Origin of the sequence: Streptomyces sp. SPB162 (assembly GCF_029504575.1) — a bacterium.
Classification (GTDB): Bacteria; Actinomycetota; Actinomycetes; order Streptomycetales; family Streptomycetaceae; genus Actinacidiphila.
Genome location: NZ_JAQFII010000001.1, coordinates 959,530 through 977,750, shown reverse-complemented (window position 1 = coordinate 977,750; position 18,221 = coordinate 959,530). Strand labels below are relative to the sequence as shown.

Genomic DNA, 18,221 nt, shown 5'->3' with positions numbered 1-18,221 from the left:
GGCCGGCCCCGGATCCGGGACCGGCCCGCCCTGCTGGTCGCCGTCAGGCCGTCAGGTCAGCACTCCTGCAGATGCGGTGCGGGGTCCACCGAGGTGTACACGTCGACGGCGGGAACGTTGCCCCACTGGCCGTTGTCGAGCAGGGTCCAGTACCAGATGTCGTTGCCGCCCCCGTGCCGGTCGCCGTGCCCCCAGCACTGGAACCAGCTGTACGACGAGTTCAGCGGACCCCGGATGCCGGATCCGTACGAGCGGTCGACGTACCCCTTCGCCCCGACCCGGTTACCGCACCACAGCTTGCCGTCCGAGTGGACGCTGCAGTCGGCGGCGGCCGTGGCCGGACCGGCGGCAGTCGCGGTGGTCGCGGCGGCGGGGACGGCGGCGGTCAGCCCTGCGGTGAGAGCGGTGGCGGCCAGCGCGAGGGTGAATTTGCTGCGGGTGGACATGCGTGCGGACATGACTCCTCCAGAAGATGACTACGTCGGTGCTGGGAGTGAGTTGCTGCCCTCCGAGCCTGTGCGGCGGTCCGGCCGGTGTCGAGGTCCGGCCCGTCGCCCGCTGCGACGGGAAACGGGAAACACCGCGGGAAACAGCGCTGATCAGGCCCGATCAGCGGTCAGGACGGACAGAGCCGCTGCGGCGGCACCCCGGGCAGTAGCTGCTCCCAGCGCGCGCCGTCCACCGGGCCGACCAGCCCGCAGATCTCCGCCCAGCGCTGCCGCACGTCGACGTTCCACAGCCGAACGGTGCCGTCGTTGCTGCTGCTCGCCAGCAGCGGCAGCCGTGGGTCGAAGGTGACCCCCCAGACGGCCCCGCTGTGGCCGGTGAGCGTGGCGGTGAGCTGCCACGTTCCGGTGTCCCAGAGCAGAACGGTGCCGTCGCTGCCGCTGCCGGCCAGCGTCCGGCCGTCCGGGCTGAACGCCACCGAGCGCACCGCGCCGCTGTGGCCGGACTGCTCGGTGCTGCGCCCGGCGGCCCCGTGCCCGCTCGGGTCCCAGAGCCGCACGGTTCCGTCGTTGCCCCCGCTGGCCAGGGTCCGGCCGTCCGGACTGAACGCGACGCCGCGCACCGAGCCGCTGTGGCCCCGGAGGACCGCCCCCGCACGGCCCCCGGCGACGTCCCACAGCCGCACCGTCAGATCATCGCTGCCACTGGCCAGCGTCCGCCCGTCGGGGCTGAACGCGAGGGTGTTGACGAAGTCCTGGTGCCCGGTGAGGACCGTGACGAGCCGGTGCCGCGCGACGTCCCACAGTCTGACGGTCTGGTCCGCGCCGGCGGAGGCGAGGAGTCGGCCGTCGGGGGAGAAGGCGACGGCGAAGACGGATCCGTTGTGTCCGGTGAGGTCGGCCAGTGGCCGGCGGTGGGCGACGTCCCACAGTTTGACGGTGTGGTCCGCGCCGGCGGAGGCGAGGAGTCGGCCGTCGGGGGAGAAGGCGACGGCGAAGACGGATCCGTTGTGTCCGGTGAGGTCGGCCAGTGGCCGGCGGTGGGCGACGTCCCACAGTTTGACGGTGCGGTCCGCCCCGGCGGAGGCCAGCAGCCGGCCGTCCGGGGAGAACACCGACTGCCAGAGCTCCGCGAAGGGCCGCGTGGTCAGCGTGGACCTGCCCGGGTCCCAGAGCACGACGGTCTGGTCGAACCCCGCCGTGGCCAGCAGGTTTCCCGGCCCGACGGCGATCGACAGCACATAGTCGGTGTGCCCGGCGAGGGTGGCGGTCACCCGGTGGGTCGCCGTGTCCCACAGCTTCGCGGTGCCGTCGCCGCTGGTGCTGATGGCGGCGCTACCGTCCCGGCTGAACGCCACGGCGTTCACGTCGTCGTTGTGCCCGGTGAGGGTCGCCAGTGGTCGGCGGCCCGCGACGTCCCAGAGGCGTACGGTGCGGTCGGCGCTGCCGGAGGCGAGGGTCCTGCCGTCCGGGCCGAAGGCCACGGCGAGTACCTGGTCGTTGTGGCCGCTGAGGGTCGCCAGTGGTCGGCGAGCCGCGACGTCCCAGAGGCGTACGGTGCGGTCGGCGCTGCCGGAGGCGAGGGTCCTGCCGTCCGGGCCGAAGGCCACGGCGTTGACGTCGCCCTGGTGGCCGGTGAGGGTCGCCAGGGGTCGCCGGGCCGCGACATCCCAGAGCCGGACGGTGCCGTCCGTCCCCCCGGAGGCGAGGGTCGCCCCGTCCGGCGCGAAGGCGACCGCACGGACGCTGCCGCTGTGACCGGTCAGCGGCGGGCCGGCCGCCCGGTGGTTCAGGGCGTCCCACAGCCGTACGACGCCGTCCGAGCCGGCCGAGGCCAGCAGCCGGCCATCCGGGCTGAAGGCGACGGAGCGCACCGTGGCACCGGAGCCCGGGAGGGTCGTCACGGTGCGGTGGTCCGCGACGCGCCACAGCCGCACCGTCCCGTCCGAGCTCGCCGAGGCGAGCAACCGGCCGTCCGGACTGAACGCGACCGCGTTGACCGGCCCGGTGTGCCCCCTGAGACGGCCGGCGAAGTACTGCGACTGCGTGCTGAGCAGGGCGCCGCGCGCCTCGGTGGTCGGCGCCGTGCGGTAAGCGGCCGCGGCCAGCAGTATCGACGCCTCCGGCCGGCCGGTGGCCAGCGCGCCGGACCGCACCGCCATCGCCTGCGACTGCGCGACCCGGCGTCCGTCGACCGCGCGGGACCGCTGCTGGAACGCCAGACCGCCCGCGAGGACCGCGACGACCAGCAGCGCGGCGAGGGTGGCCATCAGCCGGCGCTGGATCACGGCGTGGCGCCGTGCGGTGGTCCGGCGGCCGCGCTCCTCCGCCAGGCTCGCGTCCAGGAACTCCGTCTCGTGCGGACCGAGTTCCGCGCGCCGGTCGGCCTGTTCCGCCCATTCCCGCGCGACGGCCAGCCGGTTGCCGCGGTGCAGGAGACCCGGGTCGCGCCGCTCCCGCACCCACTCGCCGGCGGCCTGGGCGAGCTGTTGGTGGATCAGCAGACCCGCCCGGTTGTTGTCGATCCAACCGCGCAGCCGGGGCCAGGCGCGCAGCAGTGCCTCGTGGGTGATCTCCACGGCGTCCCGGTCGACCGTCAGCAACCGGGCGCGCACGAAGGCGTCGAGCACCGCCTCGGCGGCCCGCCGGTCGGGCAGCTGCGCCAGCAGTGGTTCGCGGTCCGCCCGGCGCCGGGACTCCACATCCCCGTCGCCGACATGCACCAGCCGGACCAGGATGCGCCGGGCGAGGTCCTGTTCCGCCGGGCGCAGCCCGGCGAAGACCTCCTCGGCCGACCGGGCGACCGCCCCGTGGATGCCCCCGGTCGTCTCGTACCCCGCCACGGTCAGGGTGCGGCCGCTGCGCTGCTGCCAGGTGACGAGCAGGGCGTGGGAGAGCAGCGGCAGCGCGCCGGCCGCCGCACCGCGGGGCGCGCCGCGCACCTCCAGGTCGCGCAGCAGCAGTTCCACCAGGCCCGGCTCCAGTGCGAGCCCGGCCCGTTCGGCGGGGCGGACGACGGCTTCGCGCTGCTCGGCGGCGGTCATCGGGCCCAGCGCGAACAGCCCGTGGGCGAAGACCGCCGCCAGCTCCTCGTGTTCGAGGCACCGGCCACAGAAATCCGCACGCATGCCGAGCACCACCACGCCGGGCGGCTCAGCACCGCCGAACGCCGCGCGCGAGACGGAGCAGAGCACGGAGACGAAGGCGGACCGCTCCCCCTCGTCCGCGCACAGGGTGAACGTCTCCTCGAACTGGTCGACCAGCAGCACCAGCCGCGCCGTGCCGAGGACGGGGCGCAGGACCTCCGCCAGCCGCCCGGGCCGTGCGGTCAGCTCCTCCGGGGTGACGCCGAGGCCGATTCCCAGGGCCTCGGTCACACAGCGCAGCAGTTCCCTCAACGGGTCCGGGGTCGGGGTGCACACCACCACCGGCCAGTCCCGGGAGCCCGCGACCGGCAGCGCCCCGCGCTCCAGCGCCGGCACCAGCCCGGCCCGCAGCAGGGAGGACTTCCCGGCGCCGGACGGGGCGATCACCGCCAGCGGCCCACCGCCGATCCGGCCCGCGAGCTGTTCGAGCAGCCGGGCGGTCGCCCGGTCCCGGCCGGAGAAATACCGCGCGTCCCGCGCCCGGAAGGCCGCGAGCCCCGGGTAGGGGCACTCCGCGTTCCCCGGGTCGTCCGGCTCCGGCGTCCTGGCCGGTGGAACCTCGGGCACCAGCCGCTCCAGCGCGCCCGCGGCCAACAGCGCCCGGTCGCAGCGGCGGGCGAGATCAGGGGTGGGCGGCTTGCCACCGGTCTCGATCTTGCTGAGGTAGCCCTTGCTGTAGTGGAGCCGCTGCGCGAGGGCGGTCAGCGACAGCCCTCGCTCGCCGCGCAGCCGGCGCAGTTCCGCGCCGAACCCGGTCGGTCCGCCCCCGGTCGGCGGCGTATCGGCCTCCTCCGTCGCGCTCGGCGGTGTGTCGTCCGGCCCACCCATGCGTGCTCCCCGCGGAGATCCGGATTACCACGCTACAGGCGGGATCCCCATACTTGGTGACCGATAGTCATGATTGCGCGGGATGGTGGCGGTACGGCGCAGGCGCCGGGCGGGGGCCGGCCGCGGGCTCGCGGAACCGGCCGCCGGCCGCACCGTCACCTGTTGCCGATCTGCACCTTCCTGATGTCCACGGGAAGGGCGGGGTAGCCGTCGCCGGGGCCGTTCTGGTCGTCCTCGCCGGCCGCGGCGATCTTCCGCAGGACGTCGAGACCCGCGGTGACCTTGCCGAACGGGGTGTAGGCGGGGGAGAGCTTGGTGTCCTTCCAGACGAAGAAGAACTGGCTGCCGTTGGTGTTCGGGCCGGCGTTGGCCATCGCCAGCGTTCCGGCCGGATAGGTGGCGCCCGTCAGGTTCTCGTCGGGGAAGGAGTACCCGGGGCCGCCGCTCCCGGTACCGGTCGGGTCACCGCACTGCAGGACGTACAGCCGCTGGGTGGTGAGGCGGTGACAGTGCGAGCGGTTGAAGTAGTCACGCTCGGCCAGGAACCGGAACGACCAGGTGGTGCACGGGGCCTTGTCCGTCAGCATCCTGACGGTGATGGCGCCCTGGCTGGTCTTCAGTGTGGCGCTGTACGGTCTCGCGGCCTTCCGCGCGTCGAAGACCGGTATTCCCTTGAAGTTGTCGGCGGGGACGGCCGCGGTGTAGGCGCAGGGCAGGGGCGCCGGCGGCGGATCGTCGGCGGCCGCGGCCGTCGTCATGCCGAGCGGGAGAACGGCGGCGGCGGTGAGCAACGCCCATTGCTTGCGCTTCATACGAGGACCCTCCGGATCGAACCTGACATGGCCGCACCGTGCCTGCCCGATTCCGGTGGGGGCTAAGCGCCGCAAGGGCCCGGTGGGGCGGGATGGCCGAAACCGGCGTCTCCCGCTCGCATTCCGAACATCCGCCCGGTGTCCCGGCGGGCCCCTCCGCTCGAAGGACCCGCCGGAGGGTCACACCTTGCGGTACGTGTAGGCCTCCTCGGCCGCGGCGACGACCGCCGCCAGGTCCGCCCCCGCCGACGCCGTCACCACGGCGGCGACCGCGCCCTCGACGAAGGGCGCGTCGACGAGTCGGGTGCCCGGAGGCAGTTCGTCCTCATCGGCCAGCATCGCCTTGACGGTGAGCACGGCGCTGCCCAGATCGGCGAGGACCGCCACTCCGGCGCCCTGGTCCACCGAGCGCGCCGCCGCCGCGATCAGGTCGGAGCTGGTGCCCAGCCCGCCGTCGGGAGTTCCGCCCGCCGGGGCGACGGGCGCGACGGCGCCGCCGGCGGCCAGCCCCTTCGCGAGCCCGCCGACCGCGTCGGCGACCGCCGCGCTGTGCGACACCAGGACGATGCCGACCAGGCCGCCGCTCATGCCACCGCCTCCGCCGCGGTGTCCGCGAACGCGGCGACCAGTAGCGCGGCCGAGGTCGCGCCGGGGTCCTGATGTCCGATGCTGCGCGCCCCGAGATAACTCGCGCGCCCCTTGCGGGCCTGCAGAGGTACGGTCGCCGAGGCGCCCTCGTCCGCGGCGATCCGGGCGGCGGCGAGGCCGTCCGCGAGCCCGGAGCCCGCGTCGAGGGCGAAGGACAGGGCCTCCACCGCCGGGACGAGCGCGTCGAGCATCGTCTTGTCGCCCGGTACGGCCCCGCCGAGCTTCCCGACCGCCTCGACCCCCGTGCGCAGGGCGTCACGGAACTCCTCGGGGGTGGCCGCGGTGCCGTCGCCCAGCGCCTTGCCCGCTCGGCGCAGCAGCGTCCCGTACAGCGGGCCGGCCGCCCCGCCCACGGTGCTGATGAGCTGCGCACCCACGAGGGTGAGCACCCCGCCGGGGGTCTGCGGCGGCTCCTGCTCCACCGCCGCGTGCGCCGCGGTGAAGCCGCGCCGCAGGTTGCTGCCGTGGTCGGCGTCGCCGATGGGGGAGTCGAGTTCGGTCAGCCGGTCCGCCTCGCGGTCGACGACCGCGGCCGCCGTGGCCAGCCAGCGGCGTACGAAGTCGGCGTCGACCACCGGGCCGGGAGCCGTGGATGCGTTCATGCGGTCCTCTCTACGGATCTACGGACTTCGACGACGCGACTCAGCAGCCCCAGCGCAGCGCCGGTGTGGAGACCGGGGCGTCCCACAGCCGCAGCAGCTCCTCGTCCACCTGGCACAGGGTCACCGAGCAGCCGGCCATGTCCAGGGAGGTCACGTAGTTGCCGACCAGGGTGCGGGCGACCGCCACCTTGCGTTCGGCCAGCGCCCGGTGCACCTCGGCGTTGAACCCGTACAGCTCCAGCAGCGGGGTGCCGCCCATTCCGTTGACGAGGGCGATCACCGGCGCGTCGGGGCGCAGGTCCTCCACGACCGCCTCGACGACGACGTCGGCGATCTCGCCCGACGTCATCATCCCGCGGCGCTCGCGGCCGGGTTCGCCGTGGATGCCGACGCCCAGCTCCAGTTCGCCCGCGGGCAGATCGAAGGTGGGACTGCCCTTGGCGGGGGTCGTGCACGCGCTGAGCGCGACGCCGAAGCTGCGCGAGGACTCGTTGACCCTGCGCGCCAGCGCCTCGACCCGCTCCAGCGGCGCGCCCTCCTCGGCCAGGGCGCCGGCGAGCTTCTCGACGAAGAGCGTCGCACCGGTACCGCGCCGGCCGGCCGTGTACAGGCTGTCGAGGACGGCGACGTCGTCGTTGACGACGACCTTGGCGACCTGCACGCCCTCGTCCTCGGCGAGCTCGGCCGCCATGTCGAAGTTCAGCACGTCGCCCGTGTAGTTCTTGACGATGAACAGCACGCCCGCGCCGCTGTCCACGGCGGCGGCCGCGCGGACCATCTGGTCCGGCACGGGCGAGGTGAACACCTCGCCGGGGCAGGCGGCGTCGAGCATGCCCCGGCCGACGAATCCGCCGTGCAGGGGCTCATGCCCGGAGCCGCCTCCCGAGACCAGGCCGACCTTGCCCGCGACCGGGGCGTGCCGGCGGACGACCAGCCGGCGGTCGACGTCGATGAGCAGTTCCGGGTGGGCGGCCGCCATGCCGCGCAGGGCGTCGGCGACCACGCTTTCGGCCACGTTGATGAGCATCTTCATGAGGTGCGGCCCTCCGCTTCAACAGCTGTCGTTGCGTCCACTGTGCACGCAGGCAGCCTACGGACCGGGCCCGGTGAAGGCACCTCGGCGCGGCGGCCCCGGCGCGGCGCCGGCCCGGGCCGTTCCACCGCGGGGCGCTACCCCTTCCGAATTTCTGGAACGCGTTCTAGTCTGTGCGCCGTCGCCGCAGGGACCGGGGACCCGGAGACCTCAGGAGGGGCCGTGCACCTCGACTACACACCCGAGCAGCAGCGCCTGCGCGTGGAGCTGCGTTCGTACTTCGCCGGACTGGTGCCGGAGAACGTCTACGCCCGCTACGCCGATCCCGCGGCGCAGAAGAAGTTCTACCGGGACACCGTCCGCCGGCTCGGCGCCGACGGCTGGCTGGGCATCGGCTGGCCGGCGGAGTTCGGCGGCCGGGGGCTGTCGCCGATGGAGCAGTTCATCTTCTTCGACGAGGCGGCGCAGGCGGGGGTGCCGCTGCCGCTGATGGCCCTGAACACCGTCGGTCCGACGATCATGCAGTTCGGCACCGAGGAGCAGAAGGCGTTCTTCCTGCCCGGGATCCTCGCCGGTGAGCTGGACTTCGCGATCGGCTACTCCGAGCCGGACGCGGGCACCGACCTCGCCGCGCTCAAGACCCGCGCGGTGCGCGAGGGCGACGAGGAGACCGGTCACTACACCGTGAACGGCCAGAAGATCTGGACCACCAACGGCGACACCGCGGACTGGGTGTGGCTCGCCGTCCGGACCGACCCGGACGCCCCGCCGCACAAGGGCATCACGATGCTGCTGGTGCCCACCTCCGACCCCGGCTACTCGTGCACGATCATCAACACCCTCGCCTCGCACGACACCACCGCCAGTTACTACGAGGACATCAAGGTCCCGGCGAGCCGGCGGGTCGGCGCGGAGAACAAGGGCTGGCGGCTGATCACCAACCAGCTCAACCACGAGCGCGTCACGCTCGCCGCGCACGGCACCATGGCCATCCGCGCCCTGCACGACGTGCGGCGCTGGGCGGCGGACACCAAGCTCGCCGACGGCAGCCGGGTCATCGACCTGGGCTGGGTGCGGCGCCGGCTCGCCCTGACGCACACCCGGCTCGACGCCATGAAGCTGCTCAACTGGCAGATGGTGGACGCCCTGCAGCAGGGGACGCTCACCCCGCAGGACGCCTCCGCGGTCAAGGTCTACGGCTCCGAGGCGCGCCGTGACGCCTACGCCTGGCTGATGGAGGTCGCCGCGGCCGCCGGCCCGATGAAGGAGGGCTCCGCCGGCGCCGTCCTCCACGGCGAGCTGGAGCGCGGCTACCGCAGCGCGGTCATCTTCACCTTCGGCGGCGGCAACAACGAGATCCAGCGGGAGATCATCTCCTGGATCGGCCTGGGTATGCCGCGCGTCCGGCGTTAGCGCGGGCGTGGGAGCGTGCCGGGTACGAGCACGGTGGTGGGGCGGCTCCGGACCCGGAAGCCACCCGTCCGTGTACAAGCCGCGCGAAGGGGCTCGTTCCCTGCCGTAATGCGACGTGCCGCCCGGGGGTGGCTGCGGCCATACTGGAGGCCGGGGGACGTACGCGGGACGACGGGGGCGGCGGCGGATGATGGCGGCTGTACATGATGGAAGCGGCACGCTGATCCAGAGCCGGTACCGGCTGGACGAGCTGATCGGCCGGGGCGGGATGGGCGAGGTCTGGCTGGCGCTGGACGAGTCGCTGGGGCGGCGGGTGGCGGTCAAATGCCTCAAGCCGCTGAGCCCGGCGGCGGACGCCGGGTTCACCCGGGTCCTGCAGGAGCGCTTCCGGCGCGAGGCCCGGGTGGCGGCCTCGCTGCAGCACCGCGGGGTGACCGTCGTGCACGACTTCGGCGAACACGACGGCGTGCTGTTCCTGGTGATGGAGCTGCTGGACGGACGCAACCTGCTGCAGGTGCTGGACGACGCCAGGCGGCAGCCGCTGCCGGTCCCCGACCTCATGGACATCGCGGAACAGGTCGCGTCGGCGCTGGCGTACACCCACGCGCAGGGCATCGTGCACCGGGATCTGAAACCGGCCAACATCATCCGGCTGAGCGACGGCGCGGTGAAGATCTGCGACTTCGGCATCGCCCGGCTCGGCCACGACATCGGCTTCACCTCGCGCCTCACCGGCACCGGCATCGCCATGGGGACGCCGCACTACATGTCGCCCGAACAGATCGGCGCGGCCGAGGTCGACCAGCGCAGCGACCTGTACTCGTTCGGCTGCGTGCTGTACGAGCTCGCCATCGGGCGGCCGCCGTTCGACATGGACGACGCCTGGGCCGTGCTGGTCGCGCACCGCGACACCGTGCCCGAGCCGCTCCGCGCCGGGCGGCCCGACCTGCCGCGGGAGCTGGAGCGGCTCATCCTGGACCTGCTCGCCAAGGACCCGGACGACCGGCCGCAGAACGCGGCCGACGTCGGAGGCCGGCTGAAGGCGATGAGCGGCGTCCCGGAACGCCCGGTGGTCCCGCTGCCCGCCTGGGCGCGCGGCCTGGCCTCCGACTCCGGGGCCCGCGCCACCCGTGCCTTCCACGCCGCGGCGCCGCCGCGCCACGAACTCACCGGCGCCTGGTCCACCCGCACCCCCTCGGGCGCCGTCGCGCCCGCGCCGGAGCAGCTCGCGACGCTGGCCGCCCGGCACACCGAGGGCGTCGACCTGGAGCGGCTGGGCCGCTGGCAGGAGGCGTACGACCTGCACACCGCGGTCGCCGCGGAACGCGACCGGGCGCTGGGCACCGAGCACCCGGACACCCTGACCAGCCGCCATGAGGCCGCGTCCTGCCTGGCCCGGCTGGGCAGGACCGAGGACGCGATGCGGCTGTACGACTACGTTGCCGGCGTCCGGCAGCGGGTCCTGGGCCCCGACCACCCCGACACCCTCGCCGCCCGCCACGAGGCGGCGTACGCGCTGGGCCGGCTCGGACTGCACCTGGAGGCCCACCAGGGATACTCCGCGGTACTCGCAGCCCGGGAGCGCACGCTGGGCGCCGAGCACCCCGACACCCTGCGCTGCCGCCACAACCTGGCCTTCAACCTGGGCCGGCTGGGCCGGCTCGACGAGGCGTACGCCCTGGCCGTCGAACTCACCGCGGTCCGCGCGGCGGTGCTGGGCCCGGACCACCCCGAGACGCTGGTCACCCGCTACGAGGTGGGCTACGTGCTGGGCCAGCTCGGCCGCTGGGCCGAGGCGCTGGAGGTGTACGGGGACGTGGCCGCCGCCCATGAGCGCACCCAGGGGGCGGGCCACCCGGACACCCTGGCCGCCCGCTACGAGATGGGGATATGCCTGGGCCGGCTGGGGCGCAGCGCCGAGGCGCTGGAGCTCTACCGCGACCTGGTCGCGGCCCGTACCCGCACCGCGGGCCCGTCCGACGCCGAGACGCTGCGCGCCCGGCATGCCCTGGGCGTCAACCTGGGCCGGCTCGGCCGCTGGGACCAGGCGCTGGCCGAGGCGGAGAACGTGGCCGGGATCCGGCAGCGGGCGCTGGGCGCGGACCACCCCGACACCCTCGTCAGCAAGCGCGAGGTCGCGGTGGGCCTCGGCTGGCTGGGCCGCTGGGAGACCGCGCTGGACGTGTACCGCGAGGTCGCCGACGCGCGGACACGGGTACTCGGCCCGGCCCACCCCGACACCCTCACCAGCCGCAACGACGAGGCGCACTGCCTGGAACAGCTCGGCCGCTCGGCGGAGGCGCTCGCGCTCTACCGCAAGGTCGCGGCGCAGCAGGGCGGCCCGCAGCGGCTGTGAGGTCGGTCGGGTTCCGCAAATAACTGACGTTGCGTCAGATAATCTCTTCCGTCTCCACGCCCGCTGCGGCATCCTGCCCCCCATGGAGACGGAGCTGAGCAAACGGCTGGGTATCGAGCACGCCATCTTCGGCTTCACGCCGTTCCCCGCGGTGGCCGCGGCCATCAGCCGCGCCGGGGGAATGGGCGTGCTCGGTGCGGTGCGCTACTCGGACGCGGACGAACTCGCCCGCAGTCTGGACTGGATGGAGGAGAACACCGGCGGCCGGCCCTACGGCCTGGACGTCGTGATGCCCGCCAAGAAGGTGGAGGGCGTGAGTGAGGCCGACATCGAGGCGATGATCCCCGAAGGGCACCGCGAGTACGTCCGCCAGGTGCTCGCCAAGCACGGCGTACCGGAGCTGGGACCGGACGACGTGTCGGGCTGGCGGATCACCGGCTGGATGGAGCAGGTCGCCCGCAACCAGCTCGACGTGGCCTTCGACTACCCGATCCGGCTGCTCGCCAACGCGCTGGGCTCACCGCCCGCCGACGTCATCGCCCGCGCCCACGAGCACGACGTCCTCGTGGCAGCGTTGGCCGGCAGCGCCCGGCACGCACGGCACCACAAGGACGCCGGCATCGACATCGTCGTCGCCCAGGGGTACGAGGCCGGCGGCCACACCGGGGAGATCGCCAGCATGGTGCTGGTCCCCGAGGTGGTCAGCGCCGTCGAGGGCCTGCCCGTACTGGCCGCGGGCGGTATCGGCACCGGCGAACAGGTCGCCGCGGGCCTGGCGCTAGGCGCCCAGGGCGCCTGGCTCGGCTCGGTGTGGCTCACCACCACCGAGGCGGAGCTGCCCTCGCGGGTCCTCATCGACAAGCTGCTGGCGGCGGGCTCCGGCGACACCGTCAGGTCCCGGGCCCTGACCGGCAAACCGGCCCGCCAACTGCGCACCGAGTGGACCGACGCCTGGGAGGACCCGGCAGGACCCGGCACCCTGCCGATGCCGCTGCAGGGCCTGCTGGTCGCCGACGCGGTCTCCCGGATCCAGAAGTACGAGACCGAGCCGCTGCTCGGGACCCCGGTGGGGCAGATCGTCGGCCAGATGACGTCCGAGCGCAGCGTCCAGGCCGTCTTCGACGATCTCACCCGCGGCTTCGAACGGGCCGTCGACCGCATCAACCGCATCGCCGGCCCGAGCCTGAGCCGAGCCTGAGGAGGCCCGCATGACTTCCACCGCACCCAACGGTTTCTGGGCACAGGCCGCCCAGGACCCCGACCGGCTCGTGCTCATCGCCCCGGACGGCGACGAATGGAGCGCCGGGCGGCTCAGCGCCGCCTGCAACCAGCTCGTCCACGGACTGCGCGAGGCCGGGCTCGAACCCGGCGACGCGTTCGCGGTCGTGCTCCCCAACAGCGTCGAGTTCTTCACCGCCTACCTCGCCGCGTTCCAGGCCGGCTTCTACCTCGTGCCGATCAACCACCACTTCGTGGCACCCGAGATCGCCTGGATCCTGTCCGACTCCGGCGCCAAGGTCCTCGTCGCCCACGAGCGCTTCGCGGGCGACGCGCGGGCCGCCGCGGACGAGGCCGGTTTCCCCGCGGAGCGGCGGTTCTCGGTCGGCGAGGTGCCGGGCTTCCGGCCGTACGCCGACCTGACGGACGGGCAGCCGGTCGGCGCCCCCGCGGACCGCACCAGCGGCTGGGTCATGAACTACACCTCGGGCACCACCGGACGCCCCCGCGGCATCCGCCGCCCGCTGTCCGGCAAGCTCCCCGAGGAGACCTACCTCGGTGGGTTCCTCGGCATCTTCGGCATCAAGCCGTTCGACGGAAACGTCCACCTCGTCTGCTCGCCGCTCTACCACACCGCGGTCCTGCAGTTCGCGGGCGCGGCGCTGCACATCGGGCACCCCGTCGTCCTCATGGACAAGTGGTCGCCCGAGGAGATGCTCCGCGTCATCGACCGCTACCGCTGCACCCACACGCACATGGTGCCCACCCAGTTCCACCGCCTCCTGGCCCTCCCGGACCAGGTCAAGGAGCGCTACGACGTCTCCTCGATGCGGCACGCCATCCACGGCGCCGCGCCCTGCCCCGAGCACGTCAAGCGCGCGATGCTCGACTGGTGGGGGCCGTGCGTCGAGGAGTACTACGCCGCCAGCGAGGGCGGCGGCACGTTCGCCCCCGCCGCCGACTGGCTCAAGCGGCCCGGCACGGTCGGCAAGGCGTGGCCGATCAGCGAGATCGCCATCTACGACGACGCGGGCGGCCGGCTGCCGGCGGGCGAGGTCGGCACCGTCTACATCAACATGAAGACCGGCGGCTTCAGTTACCACAAGGACGAGGGCAAGACGAAGAAGAACCGCATCGGCGACTTCTTCACCGTCGGCGACCTCGGCTACCTCGACGAGGACGGCTACCTGTACCTGCGAGACCGCAAGATCGACATGATCATCTCCGGTGGCGTCAACATCTACCCCGCCGAGATCGAGGCCGCGCTGCTCACCCACCCCGCCGTCGCGGACGCCGCGGCCTTCGGCATCCCGCACGAGAGCTGGGGCGAGGAGGTCAAGGCCGTCATCGAACCCGCCCCCGGCCACCGGGCCGGGCCCGAACTCGCCGACGAGATCCTGGCGCACTGCGAGAGGCGGCTCGCCGGCTACAAGCGGCCCAGGACCGTCGACTTCATCACGGAGATGCCCCGCGACCCCAACGGCAAGCTCTACAAGCGGCGGCTGCGCGACCCGTACTGGGAGGGCCGCGACCGCGCGCTGTGACGCCGAGTCCCGGTCGGGCCGCCCGCCGCCACGTGTCAGATCTCCGGCGGTGGGCCCCAGCGGCCCGGGTCCGGGCGGCCGAACGGGAGGCCGGCGCTCTCGCAGGCCCGGCGCAACTGATCGGTGTCCGGCAGGTCGAAGCTCTCCTTGCGGATGACCTGGCCGGTCGGCGACCAGACGAACAGCGCCTCCTGGCCCTCCTCGTGGGTGTCGACGCCGATGCCTCCGATCGCGGTGCGCGGGTGCTCCCACCGGGTGCGGCCCGAGCCGCCGCGCGAGGCGAGGCGGACGCCGTCCGGGCCGAGGGCGAGCCCCGGGCGGCGCAGGTCGTACAGGCCGCCGAACAGCGCGCCGGCGGCCGCGGCCGCCGGCAGACCCCACAGGAGCCAGCTCATGTCGCCGCTGAGATAACGCGTCTTGAAGCCGATGACACCCACCACGACGACCATGAGCACGGCGCCCGCGATGTAATACCACCTGCGGGTGCTCCACGGCATGTCCAGCACGACGGGCTCGGCGGACGTCGCCGCGGGCGCGGCCGGCCGGTCCTGGACGACGCCCGCCGCCAGGCCCGCGTAGGCCGCCGTCTGGTAGGCGTCGTGCTCCGGATCGCTGACCGGATAGCCGAAGGCCCGCGCCCGGTCCCGCAGTTCGGTGCGGGAGACGCGGAGTGCGCTGAGCGGCGCGTTCAGCTGCTCGGTCCCGTCCGCGCCGCGCAGCCGCAGCCAGGGATGGCCGTGGCGGGTGTTGATCTCCAGCGCGCCGATGTCCGCGCGCTGGACGCGGATCTCCGTGCTGCCGCCCTCCCAGCGCAGGCACTCCGAGGTGACGGTCAGGGCGGCGTCCGGGGCGATCTGATGGGGCAGGAAGCCGGGACGCAGGTCGTAGGCGCGGCTGCGCGGCCCGTCCTCGATCACCCGGTAGCCACGCGACCGCAGCACCGCGAACAGCTCTCCCGCCGGGATCCGGCCGGTGTGCGCGGTGCCCAGCAGTGCCAGGTCGTGGCCGTAGACCTGCAGCAGCGCCGACGGCTCGCCGCCGCCACCGACCGTGCCGGCGGCGGACAGCGGCTGCGCGATCAGGCCGGCGACACGCCCGGCGGCCAGGTCGGTGGTGCCGTAGACCGGATCGAAGGCGGTGATCCGCTGAGGGGAGACCGTCCAGTGCGTGGGCCGGTTCCCGGCCAGCCGGACGAGGTACCCCGCGGCCAGGACCACCACCGCGGCTCCGAGGGCGTTGATCAGCGCGACGTGTGCGGGGACCGCCGACGCGCCGTCGGCGACCGCCGCGACGAGCAGCGCGGTGGCGCCGACGGCCAGCGCCACGAGCCGGCGTCCGTACTGCCGGGCGCGCAAACCCGGTTGGGCTCGGGACAGCTCCACCGCGCCCTCCTGGGCAGCGGGGAGCGGGCCCTCGGCCGCGGCGGTCAGCAGCGCCGCCTCACGGCGGGCGAAGACCGTCTCCCAGTGCACCGCCGCGCCCGAGGCCGCGCCCTGACCGTCCGTGATCCGGACCGGGGCGCCGAGCCGCCGGGCCGTCAGATGGAACGGGAACATCGCCAGTCCCATCTCCTCCACGCCCACCGAGCAGAGCTTGCCGACGCGCGTCGCGCCGTACTCCGCCGGAGCGAGCACGTCGAGACCCGGCACCAGCAGGGTCAGCGGCTGCTCGCGGGAGAAGGAGTGGGTCACCCGCACCCGGCCGCCCCGCAACTGCTGCAGCCCGCTCGCGCTCAACCGCCAGAACGTCAGCGGGCGCAACCGCCACCACAGGGTGGCGGCGCCCCAGGCGAGCGCCGCCACCGCGAGCGGCACCAGCACCCGCAGCAGCCGGTCGTCCGCGAGCACAGAGGCGAGCGCCCCCGCGACGGCGGCCGTCGACGGCGGCATCCACCAGGGCGCCGGGTCCGTCCGCAGCCGGTTGCTCTCCAGTACGGCCCCGGCGCCGGGGCCGCCGACCGGCCCGACGGGCCGGGGCGAGGAGGCGTGCGACGGCTGCATAGTGGCCTTCTCCCGAGACAGCGGTGGTCCGACATCCTTCCAGACGCCCGTGACGGCGGGTCCCGGGACCGCGCGGTCAGCCGCGCCGCGACGGCGCGGGCGCACACCAGGGCCGGCGTGCTCGTGGTGTCCACCTCGAGGTCGTAGTCGACCCCTTCGTGCACGAGCAGGGCCTGGCTCCGCGCCATGCCTGCGGGCCGGTCGCCGCGGGCGGCCTCCCGCTCCTTGGCGACTGCGGCCTCGCGGCCCCTACCCGCCGATCCAGTCGGCTGACAGCGCCCGCGCCGGGTTGGCCGTGAAGACCGCCTCGGCGGCCCGTACGCCCAGTTCGCGTTCGATCCGCGGGCGCAGGGTGTGCAGCAGGTACGGCATGCCGGGGCCGCCGCCGGTGGCGGCGCGGGCCCCGGCCGTCGTGGTGTCGCCGCCGAGCAGCAGTTGCCCGGTGTGGCCGGCCTCCGCGAGGGCCAGCAGGCAGTCCAGCAGCCGCCAGTCCGTGGCGTGGTTGGCCCGGGAGGGGCCGTCGAAGGCGAGGAACGCGCCGGACGCGGCGAGTTCGCGGTGCGCGCGTGGGTCCGGCGAGCGGTTGAGGTGGCCGAGGATCACGCTCGTCGGCGGCACCTCCAGCTTCCCGCAGAGCAGTTCGAGGACGTCGGGCGCGGCCGTGCCCAGCTCGTGGTGGACACCGATCGGGGCGCCGGTCGCGTGATGGGCCTCGGCCGCGGCCCCCATGACGTACCGGGCGTGCGCGTCCAGGCCGTGGAAACCTCCCGCGACCTTGATCATGCCCGCGCGGGCGGCGCCGGGCGGGGCGTCGGGGTCGTCGCCCGGCCGCATCCCGTGCGTCAGCTCCGAGACGAAGAACTCGGCCGGCCTGCCCCGCAACCGGTCCAGTGCCTGGGGCGCGTAGTGCGCGGCCTGGTGCAGCCCGGTCGCGGCGACCACGTGCACCGACGAGGCCCGGGAGACCGCCGGGAGGTCGGCGGCGCGCCGCCCCAGGCCGAAGGGGGTCCACTGCGCGACGCTCCGGCCGCCCAGCTCGTGAAAGGCCCGCAGCTCGGCCTCGGCCGCTTCGGCGGAGTCCAGCTCCTGTCCCGCGAGGGCCGGAACGCGGAAGAAGAGGTGGTCGTGGGCGTCGGTCACGCCCAACTCGGCGGGCGGGACGTCGCCGAGGACCGTACGGACCGTCCTCATACGGTGTCCTCCGCGAGCGCCGCCGTTACGACGCGGAGCCCCGCCAGTGCCTTCGGCACCCCGATGTACGGGGCCAGGTGGACCATCACCTCGACGATCTCCCGCGGCTCGATCCCGATGCGCAGGCTGTTCCGCACGTGGTCGTCCAACTGCGGTTCCACACCGCCGAGCGCCGCCAGCGCGGCGAGATTGGCGATCTGCCGGTCGCGCAGCGCCAACCCCTCGCGCTGGTAGGTGCCGCCGAACAGGGCCGTCACGATCCAGTCGGGGAATCCGGGGGCTATCGCGTCGAGGCGGGAGAGGGTGGCCTCGATGGTCTCCGGGCCCGCCAGTTCGCCGAGCAGCCGGTAGCCGGCCTCGCGGTCGATGTGCGCCTGCTTCACCAGTGCCGTCCCGTCTCGATGGTGTCCTGTTCCGGGGCCGACAGGTGCAGCACCTGGTAGCGGTCCCCGGCCTCGGCGGGGGCGGTGTGCTCCCAGAGGGTGAGGTGCAGCAGTTCCCAGCGGCGGGGATCGACGGCGAGCGCCGCCGAGTGCACGCCCGGCGTGGCGGCGTACTCGCGGACGGTGCCCAGCGCGCGGTCGATGACGGCGGCCGGAGCCTCGCCGGGAGGGATCGGCAGGGCGCGCCGGGCGGCCGCGCGGGGGACCGTGGCCGCCGCGGGCCCGTGGTCGAAGGCCAGCCCCGTCCAGTGCTCGACCGCGGGGCGGCCGAAGTCGTCGATGATCCCCTGGAACCCCGGCCCCCACAGGAAACTGTTCATCCCCTGCGGGGTGTTCCACAGGTAGAAGGGCGCGTACTCGTTGACGGGCGAGAGGTCGGTTCCCCGCTCGCGGATGAGGTAGGCCTTGAGCCCGAGGCCGGGGAAGTCGTCGAGCAGACGGCCCCTGGACTCGACCCGACGGCGGATGATCTTCATGTCGTAGTCGGCGGGCAGCGTGATCCGGTACTGCATGGCGTGCATCGGGCTGAACTCCCTACCTC

At 74.0% G+C, this 18,221-nt stretch carries 14 protein-coding genes and 1 pseudogene; 4 read left to right on the top strand and 11 right to left on the bottom strand.

Annotated elements, in window-relative coordinates:
- Nucleotides 1–56: 56 nt before the first annotated feature.
- The 6 genes from M2266_RS04430 to dhaK all read right to left on the bottom strand — a co-directional run bounded on the left by M2266_RS04430 (nt 57) and on the right by dhaK (nt 7,515).
- Nucleotides 57–458, bottom strand: a complete 402-nt coding sequence (locus M2266_RS04430; protein ID WP_277436926.1) for a hypothetical protein — start codon at nt 456–458, stop codon at nt 57–59.
- A 158-nt stretch (nt 459–616) separates the two neighbouring features.
- Nucleotides 617–4,420, bottom strand: coding sequence for a helix-turn-helix domain-containing protein (locus M2266_RS04425; protein WP_277436925.1), 3,804 nt, complete (start codon nt 4,418–4,420; stop codon nt 617–619).
- A gap of 155 nt (nt 4,421–4,575) precedes the next feature.
- A complete protein-coding gene (locus M2266_RS04420; RefSeq protein ID WP_277436924.1) occupies nt 4,576–5,232 on the bottom strand; it encodes a peptidylprolyl isomerase in 657 nt (218 codons plus the stop codon).
- 180 nt (nt 5,233–5,412) lie between these two features.
- The gene (locus tag M2266_RS04415; RefSeq protein ID WP_277436923.1) at nt 5,413–5,820 is read right to left on the bottom strand and encodes a PTS fructose transporter subunit IIA; all 408 of its coding nucleotides are present in this window, start codon (nt 5,818–5,820) and stop codon (nt 5,413–5,415) included.
- The gene (dhaL, locus tag M2266_RS04410; RefSeq protein ID WP_277441063.1) at nt 5,817–6,455 is read right to left on the bottom strand and encodes a dihydroxyacetone kinase subunit DhaL; all 639 of its coding nucleotides are present in this window, start codon (nt 6,453–6,455) and stop codon (nt 5,817–5,819) included. Before dhaL ends, M2266_RS04415 begins: the two co-directional genes overlap by 4 nt.
- A gap of 67 nt (nt 6,456–6,522) precedes the next feature.
- Nucleotides 6,523–7,515: a dihydroxyacetone kinase subunit DhaK gene (gene dhaK / locus M2266_RS04405; protein ID WP_277436922.1), complete on the bottom strand. Its 993-nt coding sequence runs from the start codon at nt 7,513–7,515 to the stop codon at nt 6,523–6,525.
- 222 nt (nt 7,516–7,737) lie between these two features.
- Here dhaK and M2266_RS04400 point away from each other — a divergent pair, with 222 nt between their 5' ends.
- The 4 genes from M2266_RS04400 (at nt 7,738) to M2266_RS04385 (ending at nt 14,046) form a co-directional block, all read left to right on the top strand.
- Nucleotides 7,738–8,928 carry an acyl-CoA dehydrogenase family protein gene (locus tag M2266_RS04400; RefSeq protein WP_277436921.1) on the top strand — a complete coding sequence of 397 codons (1,191 nt, stop codon included), beginning with the start codon at nt 7,738–7,740 and terminating at the stop codon, nt 8,926–8,928.
- Nucleotides 8,929–9,115: 187 nt separating this feature from the next.
- A complete protein-coding gene (locus M2266_RS04395) occupies nt 9,116–11,284 on the top strand; it encodes a serine/threonine-protein kinase (RefSeq protein ID WP_277436920.1) in 2,169 nt (722 codons plus the stop codon).
- A gap of 82 nt (nt 11,285–11,366) precedes the next feature.
- Nucleotides 11,367–12,482, top strand: a complete 1,116-nt coding sequence (locus tag M2266_RS04390) for a nitronate monooxygenase family protein (RefSeq protein ID WP_277436919.1) — start codon at nt 11,367–11,369, stop codon at nt 12,480–12,482.
- Nucleotides 12,483–12,492: 10 nt separating this feature from the next.
- Complete coding sequence (locus tag M2266_RS04385) at nt 12,493–14,046, top strand: acyl-CoA synthetase (protein WP_277436918.1); 1,554 nt, start codon at nt 12,493–12,495, stop codon at nt 14,044–14,046.
- Between the two features lie 35 nt (nt 14,047–14,081).
- On the opposite strand, the gene M2266_RS04380 is transcribed toward M2266_RS04385, so the two are convergent.
- The 5 genes and pseudogenes from M2266_RS04380 to M2266_RS04360 form a co-directional block, all read right to left on the bottom strand.
- Nucleotides 14,082–16,046, bottom strand: a complete 1,965-nt coding sequence (locus M2266_RS04380; protein ID WP_277436917.1) for a hypothetical protein — start codon at nt 16,044–16,046, stop codon at nt 14,082–14,084.
- A gap of 77 nt (nt 16,047–16,123) precedes the next feature.
- Nucleotides 16,124–16,288 (bottom strand): annotated as a pseudogene (locus M2266_RS04375) (chloramphenicol phosphotransferase); the annotation flags it as partial.
- Nucleotides 16,289–16,295: 7 nt separating this feature from the next.
- Entirely contained in the window at nt 16,296–17,237 is a 942-nt protein-coding gene (locus tag M2266_RS04370; RefSeq protein ID WP_277436916.1) for a phosphotriesterase, read from the bottom strand.
- Nucleotides 17,234–17,620, bottom strand: a complete 387-nt coding sequence (locus M2266_RS04365; RefSeq protein ID WP_277436915.1) for a carboxymuconolactone decarboxylase family protein — start codon at nt 17,618–17,620, stop codon at nt 17,234–17,236. Before M2266_RS04365 ends, M2266_RS04370 begins: the two co-directional genes overlap by 4 nt.
- The gene (locus M2266_RS04360) at nt 17,617–18,201 is read right to left on the bottom strand and encodes a DUF4865 family protein (protein WP_277436914.1); all 585 of its coding nucleotides are present in this window, start codon (nt 18,199–18,201) and stop codon (nt 17,617–17,619) included. The genes M2266_RS04365 and M2266_RS04360 overlap by 4 nt, the downstream gene beginning before the upstream one ends.
- Nucleotides 18,202–18,221 lie beyond the last annotated feature (20 nt).

Excerpts from the sequence above, each read along its gene's own strand:
- M2266_RS04395 (WP_277436920.1), top strand. The coding sequence starts at position 9,116 with ATGATGGCGGCTGTACATGATGGAAGCGGCACGCTGATCCAGAGCCGG.
- dhaK (WP_277436922.1), bottom strand. The coding sequence starts at position 7,515 with ATGAAGATGCTCATCAACGTGGCCGAAAGCGTGGTCGCCGACGCCCTG.
- M2266_RS04360 (WP_277436914.1), bottom strand. The coding sequence starts at position 18,201 with ATGCACGCCATGCAGTACCGGATCACGCTGCCCGCCGACTACGACATG.
- M2266_RS04430 (WP_277436926.1), bottom strand. The coding sequence starts at position 458 with ATGTCCGCACGCATGTCCACCCGCAGCAAATTCACCCTCGCGCTGGCC.
- M2266_RS04380 (WP_277436917.1), bottom strand. The coding sequence starts at position 16,046 with ATGCAGCCGTCGCACGCCTCCTCGCCCCGGCCCGTCGGGCCGGTCGGC.
- M2266_RS04425 (WP_277436925.1), bottom strand. The coding sequence starts at position 4,420 with ATGGGTGGGCCGGACGACACACCGCCGAGCGCGACGGAGGAGGCCGAT.
- M2266_RS04415 (WP_277436923.1), bottom strand. The coding sequence starts at position 5,820 with ATGAGCGGCGGCCTGGTCGGCATCGTCCTGGTGTCGCACAGCGCGGCG.
- M2266_RS04370 (WP_277436916.1), bottom strand. The coding sequence starts at position 17,237 with ATGAGGACGGTCCGTACGGTCCTCGGCGACGTCCCGCCCGCCGAGTTG.
- M2266_RS04420 (WP_277436924.1), bottom strand. The coding sequence starts at position 5,232 with ATGAAGCGCAAGCAATGGGCGTTGCTCACCGCCGCCGCCGTTCTCCCG.
- M2266_RS04385 (WP_277436918.1), top strand. The coding sequence starts at position 12,493 with ATGACTTCCACCGCACCCAACGGTTTCTGGGCACAGGCCGCCCAGGAC.
- M2266_RS04390 (WP_277436919.1), top strand. The coding sequence starts at position 11,367 with ATGGAGACGGAGCTGAGCAAACGGCTGGGTATCGAGCACGCCATCTTC.